Consider the following 13,189-nt stretch of genomic DNA (forward strand, 5'->3'; position numbering starts at 1 on the left):
TGCTTATTCAAACAAACTAACCATATTATTAAATATATCTTTATTTTCTTTTATTTTTTGTTCATTTCCAAGTACACATACATTATTTTTGTCCATTACGCTGGAAATAAGTTCTGAAAACCCTGCTATGTCCTCAGGCTTAGTACTTAGTATTTCTTCTCTTTCCTTTTGTAGGTCATCATAACTTATGTGTCTTATATAGTTTTCAGCAGCACGTTCTCCCTTCATAGAAGGTGACAGTGGAAAATCCAAATCTGATATAGTACCTATTATATATTTAGTCATCTGCCTGCTGTCTGCTTTAAAGTTTGCAAAGAACTTACTTGCATTATCATATACCTCAACAGTATGTTTCAAATTTGGATCTCTATAGGATGTAAAAAACATATTTCCATTTCTCTGAAAAGATGCAAAGCTTCCGTAAGCTCCTCCTTGAACTCTTACCTGATTCCATAAATATTCATAATTAGCTATGGATCTTAATACCTGAAGGCTTCCACTATAAGAATATCCGAGATCTATATAGTTATAAGCTTTAGCTACATATTGAACTTTAGATGAAGTCATAAGTCCTTCATTTTTAGGCTTCAAGTCAAAATTATACTCTACTTTACATATCTCATTATCTTTTAATTCATGAAATAAATCCTTAGAAGCACTTTTAAAATTACCATAATCTTTTTCATCACAAGTTATATTTACAGTCAGGTTATTTTTATTAAATATATTATTTGAAACTTCCTCTAATTTTTTGCTTATTTCCTCTGACTTACTATCAAAATTCTTTTCTAAATCTGATATAAATTTATAAAACTCTAAACCACTGAGCATATCTTCATATTTACTTATAGGCGAAAAATAAGATGAAACATGATTTGCAGCTACTACATGGCCTCTTTCAAAAATAGCCATCTCTATTCTAGATTTAGTTTCCTGAATTATTTCTCTCAATCTCTTCTTTTCTTCAAATTTTGTATGATTTATTATATCATTCAATATTGAAATTAATTTTGGTAAGTTATCCACAAGAACCTTTGATCTTACTACAAACTTAGGATAGAATTTGTGGCTATTTCCATTTTCTCCAAAGGATTGAGCAGAATAACCTATTCCTCCTGTATATATATTTATTTCTTTGGCCAGTTCTTCATAATAACAATTTTCAGTGCTGACTTTTCCAAGTACCGCACTTAAAAGTGATATATATGGAATAAGTTCTTCTTTTACTGTATTACTATCAAAATAAAGGTTTAAATAATAAATTCCATTAGTGAATGTTGGATAAAACAATACTTTTACTTTATCCTCTTCCTTTTCTTCAAGTTTCAATCTCTTAGCCTTTGGATCTATATCTGATATGGACAAAAGTGGTATTTTCATCAAGTCTTCCTTGCTATCCCCACTTTCCTGTCTCTTTTTCAATTTTTGAGTATCTTGTATTATTTTTTCTAATTCACTGTCTGAAAGTCCCTTCTTAAAATTATTTAGTTTTTCCTTTAATGCTTTTTCCTTCTTTTCCTCAAGACCCTTTTCAGGTTTAACTATTACCATAGATCTATGGTTGTTTTTTAAAATATATTTATCTATAAGTTTTTCAAAATAATTATTGTCCAATTCAGATTTTATCTTATCCAATACTTTTTCATAATTTAAGTGAATCCATGGCTTCTCACCATACAACCAACTGTCCATAGACTTCATTCCATATATTAATCCCTTAGGATATCCCCTATAATCTGCTTCTCTAAGCTGGAATTCCTTTATATTCAAAGAAGCTTCTACAAGTTTTTTATCGATACCCTTATTAACCATATCCTTTAAAGTAGTTTCAACTACCTGCTTAAATTTATCTTTTTCACTTTCATTAGAATTTTTACATACTATTCCAAGCATAGGCTGAAGCATACTTGGTTCAAATACTCCAAATACATCCTTTCCTATATTGGCATCGATTAATGCTTTTTTTAAAGGTGAAGATGGAGTTTCTAAAAGTAAATGCTCCAATATGTCAAAGGCTAGATACAGTTCACTGTCCACAGCTTTTCCCACTGAATAATTCATACTTAAAAATGTTTTATCTTCTTCCCTTTCACTACTTGAAATAGGATATTTAATTGTCATCTGTCTCTCACTACTAAAAGAAGTCTGATTTAATATAGTAGAATCTACATTTTTTTTAGTAAAGTTACTTAAATACTGTTCATCTAAAAATTTCAGTTTTTCCATAATGTCCATGTTACCATACAAATATATATAACTATTTGATGGATGATAATACTTATTATGAAATTCTACAAACTGCTGTTGGGTTAGTTCCGGTATCACATCCGGATCTCCTCCAGATTCTACTCCATATTGAGTATCTGGATAGAGAGATTCCATCATTTTTCTAAGAAGTATGGACTCTGGCGATGAAAAGGCACCTTTCATTTCATTGTATACTACACCTTTATAAGTTAAGTCTTGGTCTTTGCTGTCAAGTTCATAATGCCATCCTTCCTGCATCATGATTTCTGGATACTTGTATATATTAGGATAAAAAACTGCATCCAAATATACGTCCATAAGATTTACAAAATCCTTGTCATTAACACTCGCTACAGGATACATTGTTTTATCTGGAAATGTCATCGCATTTAAAAAAGTATTGAGAGAGCCTTTCACTAGTTCTACAAAAGGTTCTTTTACAGGAAATTTTCTTGAACCACACAATACAGAATGTTCAAGTATATGTGGAACACCTCTGCTGTCATCCGGCGGCGTCCTAAAACTTATTGAGAATACTTTATTGTCGTCTTCATTTTTTAGGAAAAATAATCTAGCACCACTTTTTTCATGTTCAAAAAGCATTCCCTCAGAATTTATCTCATCTAATTTTTCCTTCTCTAGTAATTTAAAGCCATTGTATGTTTTTCCTAAATCCATATCAATTCTCCCTTCCTATTATTTACCCCACAATCCATTTCTCTAATTTATCATAACACTGTGAAGCTTCTTTATACCCTTGATTATATAGTTCAGTGAGTTTATTTTTATCTTTTTCTAACTTTAAGCTGCACTTTTCTTACTATAACCTCAAACACGCTTTGACATTTCAATTGATTTTTCTGTACATTTTTTCACAGCTTCAATAACCGTTCCCCTAAAGTTATTTTTTTCAAGTGAATAAACTGCATCTATAGTTGTACCTGCTGGAGAACATACATTATCTTTGAGTATTCCCGGATGCTGTCCTGTCTCAAGTACCATTTTTGCTGCACCTAAAACTGACTGTGCTGCAAATTCATAGGCCATTTTTCTTGTCATTCCACTTAAAACTGCACCATCTGCCAGTGCTTCTATAAACATATATACATAGGCGCCTGAAGATCCACTTACACCTACAACTGCATCCATAAGTTTTTCATCTACTATTTCCGCTCTTCCTAAGCTTTTAAAAATATCCACCGTAAAATTTAAATCTTCTTCTTTAACTACATCATTAACACATACTGCAGTCATACTCTCCCCCACTTGAGCAGAGGTATTTGGCATAGTTCTTATTATAGGTAATTTCTTTTCGAACCATCCTTCTACAGATTTAATATCTACACCTGCAGCTATAGTAACAATAACTACATCTTCTTTTATTTCTTCTTTTATTTCTTCTATAACTTTCCTATATATGTTTGGTTTTACACTCAAAAAAAGCAAATCTGAAAATCTAGCCACTTCATCATTGCTTTTAGCTGTCAAAATTCCGTATTTCTCTTCAGTAGATTTAAGTTTTTCATAAGATCTATTACTTGCCATTATATTTTTACTGTTAATTAATCCTGACTTTACTATTCCTCCAATTATAGCTTGAGCCATATTTCCGCATCCAATAAATCCAATATTTTTGTTCATCTTCATACCTCTTTCCTACAAGTTATTTTCTTTCAAATGCCTAAACTTACACCGCTAAATTGTCATTATTAATATATTCTAACATAACTGGTTAAGTTAGTGAAGTTAAGCTATAGAGTATTAAAAAACAAGGTACTATTAGAAACCCTAATAGTACCTTGTAATAATATTTATTTACTTTAATTTAATTAAAAGTTCTCCAGTTTTAACTCTCTGGCCTTCTTTTACAAATACTCCATCAATTACTCCTGCTTCAGCAGCTGAAACATTTGTTTCCATTTTCATAGCTTCTATTACAATTAAGCTCTGGCCCTCTTCTACTTTATCTCCTGGTTTTACAAGTACTTTAACAATGTTTCCAGGTATACTTGATCCTATTTCTTTTTCATTATCTTCATCTGCCATAACACATGAATTTTCTTTTATTCCTGATCCAGAGAAAGCCAAGTTATCTTTTATCCTTATGTCTCTCTTAATACCATTAACCTCAAACACTAAGAATCTATATCCTTCATCGTCAACTTTTGTAATCTCTAGTAATTGTACAAATAAACTTTTTCCTTCTCCTATTTCAACTTCACAAAGTTCTCCTTCTGCAAGTCCATAGAAGAATGTTTCACTTTCCATTCTGCTGAGATCACCATATTCATCTATGAATTTAAGGTAATTTTCAAATACATCAGGATACATAGCATAACTCAAGAGTTCTTTATTTTCAAATTTTCTCTTATATTTTTTAGTTAAATGATCTTCTATCTTGCCAAAATCTTCTGGTGGCAAAAATTCTCCTGGTCTTCCCTTTAAAGGTTCCTCTCCCTTTAGAACTATTTTTTGAAGTTCTTTTGGAAATCCTCCCATAGGCTGACCCATCATTCCCTTGAAGAAAGAAATTGTAGAATCTGGGAAAGTTAAATTCTTACCTTTTTCATAAATATTCTTTTCATCCAAATCATTTTGTATCATAAATATAGCCAGATCTCCTACCATTTTTGAAGAAGGAGTTACTTTAATTATATTTCCAAGCATTTTATTAACTCTCTTATACATTTCTTTTACATCTTCAAAACGATCTCCCAACCCAAAACTTTCAACCTGAGGTTTTAAGTTTGAATACTGGCCTCCTGGTATCTCATACTTGTATATTTCTGCAGTACTTGACTTAAGTCCCGACTCAAACTGACTATATATAGGTCTTACATCTTCCCAGTAGTTAGATATTTTTTGAAGATTATCTGCATCTAACTTAGTATCTCTATTTGTATTTTTAAGTGCTGCTGCTATTGAATTCAAAGCTGGCTGGCTAGTAAGCCCAGACATACTATTGAATGCAGTATCAGCTATATCAAGTCCTGCATCAGCAGCCATAAGTACTGTTGCCACACCATTACCTGTAGTATCATGAGTATGAAGATGTATTGGAATAGAGATTTCATTCTTAAGTGCTTTTACAAGTTTATAAGCAGAATATGGCTTTAACAAAGCAGACATATCCTTTATTCCAAGAATCTGTGCTCCAGTTTTCTCTATTTCTTTAGCTAAGTTTATATAGTACTGAAGCGTATATTTATCCTCCTTGTCATCTAATACATCTCCTGTATAGCACATGCATGCTTCAGCTATCTTTCCTTCTTTTAATGTCTGATCTATAGCAACTTTCATTCCTTTAAGCCAGTTTAGTGAATCAAATATTCTAAATACATCAATGCCTGAAGTTGAAGATTGTTTTATAAATTCTCTAATAACATTATCAGGATAGTTCTTATATCCTACTGCATTAGCTCCTCTTATGAGCATCTGGAATAGTATATTAGGAACCTTTTCTCTAAGTTTTTCAAGTCTTTCCCAAGGAGATTCATTTAAAAATCTATACGCTACATCAAAAGTTGCTCCTCCCCACATTTCCATGGAGAAAAGATCGTTTGCCAAAGCTGATTGGGCTTTTGCTATCTTAAGCAAATCTCTAGTTCTCACCCTAGTTGCCATAAGTGACTGATGAGCGTCTCTCATAGTAGTATCTGTAATAAGAAGCTTATCTTGTGATTTTATCCAATCAACTAATCCATCTGCTCCTTTTGTATCAAGTATTTGCTTTGTTCCACTCAATTTAATATTTTCTTCTACTTTTGGTACAATAGGTATATTAAATTTCTTCTTCTTTCCACGAGTCTCATTTACTACTTTATTTCCTATAAATTTAAGTACACTCATTTCTTTATCTAATTTTGGTTTTATATCAAATAAATCTGGATTATCTTCAATAAAATTAGTATCACATTCACCTTTTATAAACTTTTCATGACTTAACACTTTTATTATAAAGTCTGCATTTGTCTTTACCCCTGATATAACAGTCTCATTTATAGACCTTATTGCCTTTCTTATAGCATCTTCAAAAGTTCTTGACCAAGATACAGTTTTTACCAGTAAGCTATCATAATAAGGACTTATTACTGCACCTGTAAATCCATTTCCTCCATCAAGTCTTATACCAAATCCAGAACCAGTTCTATACATATCTATTCTTCCTGTATCTGGCGCAAAATTATTTAAAGGATCTTCTGTAGTAATTCTGCATTGTATTGCATATCCTTTTAACTCTATATCATCTTGAGATTTTATTCCTATTTCCTTAGAATCAAGTGAATGCCCTTCTGCAATAAGTATTTGATCTTGAACTATATCTATTCCTGTAACCATTTCAGTTACAGTGTGTTCTACCTGAATTCTAGTATTCATCTCTATAAAATAGTGATTTTCATTTTTGTCAACTAAAAACTCCAAGGTACCTGCACTTGTATATCCTACAGTTCTCGCAATTTTTAAAGCATCTTCACATATTTGTTGTCTTTTTTCTTCTGAGAGGGCTAAAGATGGTGTAAATTCTATAACCTTTTGATGTCTTCTCTGTATGGAACAATCTCTTTCATATAGATGAACAATATTGCCGTACTTATCTCCAAGTACCTGCACCTCTATGTGTTTTGGATTTTCAATATATTTTTCAATGTATATTTTTTCTGAACCAAAAGCTTTTCTAGATTCATTTTTAGCACTGTTATAGGATTCTATGAGATCTTTTTCTTCCCTTACTATTCTCATTCCTCTGCCGCCGCCACCGTCAGCTGCTTTAATCATAACAGGATATCCACAGAAGTTAGCAAATTTTAAAGCTTCTTCTTCTGTCTTTATAGCTTCTTGAACTCCTGGTATTGTTGGTACTCCAGCCTTTTGTGCAACAATTTTAGATTTTATCTTATCACCAAGCATCTCCATCATATCTGATGTAGGTCCTATAAATTCAATACCTGCTTCTTTACACTTTTTTGCCAATTCAGGATTTTCTGATAGGAATCCATAACCCGGATGTATTGCATCTACATTTTTCTTCAAAGCTATATCTATTATTTCATCAATATCCAAATATGCTTCTACAGGTCCCTTATTTTTCCCTATCATATAGGATTCATCAGCTTTAGTTCTGAAAAGAGATCTCTTATCCTCATTTGAATATATTGCTACAGTAGTTATTCCCAATTCTTTGCATGCTCTGAATATTCTTATGGCTATTTCTCCTCTATTCGCTACAAGAACCCTCTTAAACCTCTTTAACAAGTAATCCATCCCCTTTTATAAAAATTATATATTTTGTATAAATATTAATTTTTATTAATATTTATTAATATTTATTATTAAATATCTGAGTCACATTACTATTATATATAAGTATTAAAATTATTTCAATTGAATTTTTATTTTTTTTGCCTTGCATAATAGTTTTATTTTGAAAATCTTCTTGTATAGTGTATGAATACTGTATGTATACGTTACAATGGAATTCGTCATATATAGTTTATAGTTTGACAATATATATATTAATATGTTATTTGCAATTTTTCTTTATACATGAAATCAATATCGATACCATTTATTATATATCGTGTAATGGATTTTGTAAATAGTATATTCTATATCTTATTTATGCTACTCAATATATAGTGGTAAATTATTCAACATGATAGAGTTTTTTAACAAAAAATAAACTTATACTTCAAATATTTTTACAACCACAAGTACGGTTAAATATTTTGATAAGTCTAAGCAGAAAATTTGTAAAAACCTAAGTCCTTTTGAAAACTCGTACCTCAGACAATTCAAAAAGCCTAAGTTTTTTAGCAAATTTTCCACTAAGGCTTATATACAAAATATTTAAATGTAATTGTTTATTGTAAAATATTCTTACGTATAAGTTTACTTTTTTAAGTTAGAAAACCTCATCATATAACTATAAAAGAGCTTACAGTTCATCATTGAAAACTATAAACTCTTCTATAGTTATATTGGATTCTAATTGAAATTTGAACTTATACACAACATATAATGACAAAATTGAAGACACTTTTGAAAACTTTTCCATAAGTCTTAGTGAGGTATTTTAGAAAATCTTAGAATCTTAGATATGTCTGAGGTACGAGTTTAGCTAAGGTTCTTAGATTTTCTAAATACCGAACTTTAGACTTATTAAAGTTTTTAAGGTGATGTAATTTGTCATTATATGATTTGGTATAAGTCAACTTTCAAGCTAGAAACTCTATAACTTCTCTATCTTTCTCCTAGTTTTAAATTTGGAATTGCATTTAAATTTAGAGGACTTCTAGTCCCTTTCATATATTCAAAATATGCGGCACTTCCTATCATAGCTCCATTGTCCGTGCATAATATAATCTCTGGAAACAAAACCTCTATATTCCTTTCATGACCTGCATTTTTTAAAGTTTCTCTAAGACAGCTATTTGCAGCTACTCCTCCTGCTACAGCTATTTTATCTACATTTTTCAACTTACATGCCTTCATAGCATTGTCTACTAAAAAGCTTACTACAGCCTTTTGAAACGATGCTGCTACATCAGCTCTGTTTATTTCTTCATTTTTCATTTCCTTTTGATTCAAATAATTTAGCACAGCAGATTTTAACCCACTAAAGGAAAAATCAAGGGAACTTCCATCATGAAAATTTGCCCTAGGAAATTTAATTGCATCTGGATTTCCTTCTTTCGCTAACTTATCAATTTTAGGTCCTCCTGGATACCCAAGTCCAATAGCCCTTGCAACTTTATCATAGGCTTCTCCAGCCGCATCATCTCTAGTTTGACCCATAACCTCAAATTTTCCATAGTCCTTCATATAAACCAAATAAGTATGCCCTCCAGATACAACCATACATACAAAAGGCGGTTTTAAATCTTTATATTGTATAAAATTAGCACTTATATGTCCTTCTATGTGATTTACTCCTATTAAAGGCTTGTTAAGTGCATAAGCCAAACCCTTTGCATACTGAAGTCCTACAAGGAGTGCCCCTACAAGTCCTGGTCCATAAGTAACTCCTACAGCATCTATATCATCAAATGTAATACCAGCCTTTTCAATAGCCTGCTGTGCTACAAGACTTACAACCTCTATATGTTTCCTTGAGGCTACTTCTGGCACTACTCCTCCAAATTTCGTATGTATATCTATCTGCGAAGATATTATATTAGACAAAACATTTCTTCCATTCACCACTACAGCTGCAGAAGTTTCATCACAGCTGCTCTCTATAGCAAGTATTTTTATATCTCTTTCCATAATTTCTTACCTTCCCACATTTCATATAAAGTTATTAAAATTCGTCTCTAATCCACTTGTTTAGCTACCATTGAATTATACTACTTATCTTTTTTATAGTATAGTGTATTTCCGTTTTATTTCCCGGGACTTAAAGTCCATATGATATAATATAGCCATATTATAATTTAACTCAACTTTCACATTTTAAAAACTGTGCAAAGGAATTTTTTTAAAGAACAAAGTGCAAAGTTCAAATATCAAATAAAGATAATTTTCTTCCTAACGTCAGAAAATATTAAAATTATAGATTTCCTGAGGTACGAGGGAAATCATCTTTATCTGTTCTTTGTTATTTGAACTTTGCTATTTTCAAAAGCTTTGCTTCGCAATATTTTAACATTAAGTCAAAATTTCATATGTGATAGAATTAAATTATCTAAACTTTATATACTGGAGAAATAAATATGATTAAACCTTATGCAAAAATTGTAGTAAAAGGTTCTCCTATATCCAAATCAAATTTTAAGCTGTTTAACGTAAATGGAAGGGCTATATTACCCTATAATTCTGGGAAATATCACGACAGATATGCCCTGTATGAAGAAGAAATAGCTTATGAATGCAGGAGTCAAAATCCTGGACTAGTTATAGAAGAATCCCTTATAGCCCTTTTAAAAGTATACTATAAGAGTAAAAAAAGACATCCTGATACCAACAACATAACTAAAAGTATATTTGATGGTATTGAAAAAAGTGGACTCATAATAAATGATGCCCAAATTAGAAGATTGATCATAGAAGAACATTATGATCAGGAATATCCTAGATTTGAACTGGAGTTATTTGGCGAGAGTACCTATGACATGAGTTACAATGTTTTTAAAAAAACTACCATTGATGAACCTATAAACTACTCACCTCCTCCAAATAAAAAAAGAAGTTTTAAAAACACTAAAAAAACATCCAGTTTCCATGAGGGGCATGAACATAGTATATGTGAAATTTGTCAAAAATCAGTAAGTAGTAGTGAACTAATATCTGCAAACAAAGGTACAGTCATGATTTGCAAAGATTGTTTTAATAAACTATTTAAATAATTTTTTAAACTATTATTGTACTTGTACATAAACAGAGTTCTTGGCATTAGATGGAGTTTTGACTCCACCTAATGCTTATTAACAAGATTCTTAGTGCTTCAGCACTTAGAAGGCGTTATCCTTTAGGGAAAATCGTTATCCAGAGACGTAGCTGCTCGCAACGTACACTTGGAGAAGTGGAAGTATTAGAGCAGGTAGTCATCGGATAAATTTGCAAGTCTGCAAATTTATGTACACAATTTATTTTCCAAAGAAATTATCTATTATACTTTCCGCCATTTTCTTTTCTATATTCGCCCTTACAATCAACATAACTACAACTGTTATAAGTTTATTTTCATCCTGTTCTAATTCTTCCCCGTTACAATTAAAGGTATCATTCTCAGTAATTTTCGATTTAAAATCTTTTACAAAGTCCTCCACTTGAATTTTTTCTATTTTCAAAAAATCCTGGTATATCTTATCTAAATCTTTTGTATGATCTTCTCCTTCTTTTATGGATTCAGCTAGGGAAGAAAATAAGCTCTGTATATCACCTATGGATAAAATTTGTTTTAAGTAATATGTCAATATAATAAGTATCATATGCTGCTTAGAATATTTTTTCTTTTTAGGCGGCATTAGTATACCTGCTTTAGTATAATTGTTTATCATAGTTTTAGTAATAGCCGTATCTTCTTTATTTCTCTTTAAATATCCTAACTTTTCTTCAATAAAAGTAGTTACCTGATCCATGTATAAATCTATATCTGGTATGCTTTCAAGTTTTAACTGTGTAAAGTTTCCAAGCTGATTTGTCAATTCATCTAATGTAGTTTTATCCATATTATACCTCCTAGCTTTATCTCCAGTAAATTCTCAATATTATTATAACATATTCTTCTGGAATAATATTTATTTACTGTTACACTTCAGTTTACTTACTGTAGCAAAAAAAGTAAGTAGGTTAGTTTCTCTTACTTCTTTTTACATTTTTCGTAGCTATAATATTTATTCCTGAATTTACTACATTTTCTACTATTATATCTCCTATTTTAATAGGTGCCTTAACTACTTTCCCCTTGAGCAGCTTTATACAATCAAATACCCTGTCTTTAGGGATGTCCATTTCTGTTTTAACCGGAAGTACATCTATTTCTCCGCCTTCTACATATACAGAAGAAGTAACTATCCTAGTAGGATTAGTACATTCCTTTTCTCCATACTCTTTTCCATTTTTACAGGTGTTTCCAGCAACTTCTACAACTTTATCCTTATTAAGCTTAACTAAAAGCTGACATCCCATAGGACATCCTATACAAGTTAATTCTCTTGTACTCATACTACTGCTCCCTTTCCAGCTTTATTGTTATCTCCCTACAATTCGTATATTTATTCAGCAGCTCTTTACTAATATTAACTGTTTCCATTTTTCCTGGAGTAAGTATCCTCTTTTTTATATACATTTCTCTGGTCTTATCAAAATAAACTGATATAAAACTATCTTTAAATACATCCCCTACTCTAAATCTAACATCTACTGACTTTTCTACATTTTTAGGATTTATATACTTTGGTACTGTATACCTGACACCACTAGCAGCTATAACTTCTATTTTATGTCCGCTAAATCTTTTTCCACCTTTTACATATCTAGCTGCATTCTTACCTGCATTTATGCTTTCTAATGTTACATTATCAACTAAATCATGAACATGCAATACATTTCCACAGGCAAATATTCCGTCTACATTAGTCTCCAAACTTTCATCGACTACAGGTCCTCCTGTTACATCAGATAAATTTATTTCAGCTTTTCTCGAAAGTTCATTTTCCGGCAAAAGTCCAACAGATAAAAGTAAAGTATCACAAGGTATATATTCTTCAGTACCCTCAACAGGCTTTCTATCTTTACCTACTGCAGCAATAGTCACGCCTTCTACTCTTTTCTTTCCCTTTATATCTATTACGGTATAGCTTAACCTCAGTGGAATTTCAAAATCATCAAGGCACTGCACTATATTTCTCTTAAGCCCGCTAGAATAAGGTAAAAGTTCCACAACTGCTTTTACCTTTGCCCCCTCAAGCGTCATTCTTCTTGCCATTATGAGACCTATATCACCAGAACCAAGTATTACAACTTCCTTTCCCGGCATATATCCTTCTACATTTACAAATTTTTGAGCTGCTCCCGCTGTATATATTCCAGCACATCTGCTTCCTGGTATATTTATGGCCCCTCTTGGTCTTTCCCTACATCCCATAGATAAAATTATAGATTTAGCCTTTATTTCAATTATACCTTCTTCTTCATTGACAGCCGTTATACACTTATCTTTATTCAAATCAAGCACCATAGTATTTAACTTATATTGTATCTTTAAATCTTCTATCTTATCTATAAATCTCTGAGCATATTCAGGTCCTGTCAATTCTTCTTTAAAAGTATGGAGACCAAACCCATTATGAATACATTGATTTAATATTCCCCCCAGCTCATTTTCTCTTTCTAATATAAGTATATTATCTATCCCTGCTTCTTTAACTGATATAGCAGCTGCAAGCCCTGCAGGTCCGCCTCCTATTATTACTACATCATATTCTTGCATATTTTAAAC

General features: G+C 31.3%; 8 protein-coding genes and 1 pseudogene. 1 reads left to right on the top strand and 8 read right to left on the bottom strand.

Annotated features, from left to right (window positions below; genetic code table 11):
* Window positions 1-3: 3 nt before the first annotated feature.
* From CLAU_RS07685 to tsaD, 5 genes and pseudogenes are all read right to left on the bottom strand, one after another.
* Entirely contained in the window at window positions 4-2,925 is a 2,922-nt protein-coding gene (locus CLAU_RS07685) for an insulinase family protein (RefSeq protein ID WP_023162326.1), read from the bottom strand.
* A 22-nt stretch (window positions 2,926-2,947) separates the two neighbouring features.
* Window positions 2,948-3,037: pseudogene (locus CLAU_RS21495) on the bottom strand (patatin family protein); the annotation flags it as partial.
* Window positions 3,038-3,075: 38 nt separating this feature from the next.
* Complete coding sequence (gene proC / locus CLAU_RS07690) at window positions 3,076-3,888, bottom strand: pyrroline-5-carboxylate reductase (protein WP_023162327.1); 813 nt, start codon at window positions 3,886-3,888, stop codon at window positions 3,076-3,078.
* A 174-nt stretch (window positions 3,889-4,062) separates the two neighbouring features.
* Window positions 4,063-7,500, bottom strand: a complete 3,438-nt coding sequence (locus CLAU_RS07695; RefSeq protein ID WP_023162328.1) for a pyruvate carboxylase — start codon at window positions 7,498-7,500, stop codon at window positions 4,063-4,065.
* A gap of 987 nt (window positions 7,501-8,487) precedes the next feature.
* Complete coding sequence (gene tsaD / locus CLAU_RS07700) at window positions 8,488-9,513, bottom strand: tRNA (adenosine(37)-N6)-threonylcarbamoyltransferase complex transferase subunit TsaD (protein WP_023162329.1); 1,026 nt, start codon at window positions 9,511-9,513, stop codon at window positions 8,488-8,490.
* A gap of 449 nt (window positions 9,514-9,962) precedes the next feature.
* On the opposite strand from tsaD, the gene CLAU_RS07705 reads away from it, so the two are divergent.
* Window positions 9,963-10,592 (top strand): RusA family crossover junction endodeoxyribonuclease, encoded by a 630-nt coding sequence (locus CLAU_RS07705; RefSeq protein WP_029170172.1) that lies wholly within the window; start codon window positions 9,963-9,965, stop codon window positions 10,590-10,592.
* 240 nt (window positions 10,593-10,832) lie between these two features.
* Here the strand turns inward: CLAU_RS07705 and CLAU_RS07710 are convergent, their stop codons facing one another.
* From CLAU_RS07710 to CLAU_RS07720, 3 genes are all read right to left on the bottom strand, one after another.
* Window positions 10,833-11,417, bottom strand: coding sequence for a DUF1836 domain-containing protein (locus tag CLAU_RS07710; RefSeq protein ID WP_023162331.1), 585 nt, complete (start codon window positions 11,415-11,417; stop codon window positions 10,833-10,835).
* 121 nt (window positions 11,418-11,538) lie between these two features.
* Entirely contained in the window at window positions 11,539-11,913 is a 375-nt protein-coding gene (locus tag CLAU_RS07715) for a DUF1667 domain-containing protein (RefSeq protein WP_023162332.1), read from the bottom strand.
* A gap of 1 nt (window position 11,914) precedes the next feature.
* Window positions 11,915-13,180 carry an NAD(P)/FAD-dependent oxidoreductase gene (locus tag CLAU_RS07720; protein WP_023162333.1) on the bottom strand — a complete coding sequence of 422 codons (1,266 nt, stop codon included), beginning with the start codon at window positions 13,178-13,180 and terminating at the stop codon, window positions 11,915-11,917.
* Between the last annotated feature and the right edge of the window lie 9 nt (window positions 13,181-13,189).

Origin of the sequence: Clostridium autoethanogenum DSM 10061 (assembly GCF_001484725.1) — a bacterium.
Classification (GTDB): domain Bacteria; phylum Bacillota; class Clostridia; order Clostridiales; family Clostridiaceae; genus Clostridium_B; species Clostridium_B ljungdahlii.

Coding starts and splice junctions, on each gene's coding strand:
- CLAU_RS07685 (WP_023162326.1), bottom strand. CDS start 2,925: ATGGATTTAGGAAAAACATACAATGGCTTTAAATTACTAGAGAAGGAA.
- proC (WP_023162327.1), bottom strand. CDS start 3,888: ATGAACAAAAATATTGGATTTATTGGATGCGGAAATATGGCTCAAGCT.
- tsaD (WP_023162329.1), bottom strand. CDS start 9,513: ATGGAAAGAGATATAAAAATACTTGCTATAGAGAGCAGCTGTGATGAA.
- CLAU_RS07710 (WP_023162331.1), bottom strand. CDS start 11,417: ATGGATAAAACTACATTAGATGAATTGACAAATCAGCTTGGAAACTTT.
- CLAU_RS07715 (WP_023162332.1), bottom strand. CDS start 11,913: ATGAGTACAAGAGAATTAACTTGTATAGGATGTCCTATGGGATGTCAG.
- CLAU_RS07720 (WP_023162333.1), bottom strand. CDS start 13,180: ATGCAAGAATATGATGTAGTAATAATAGGAGGCGGACCTGCAGGGCTT.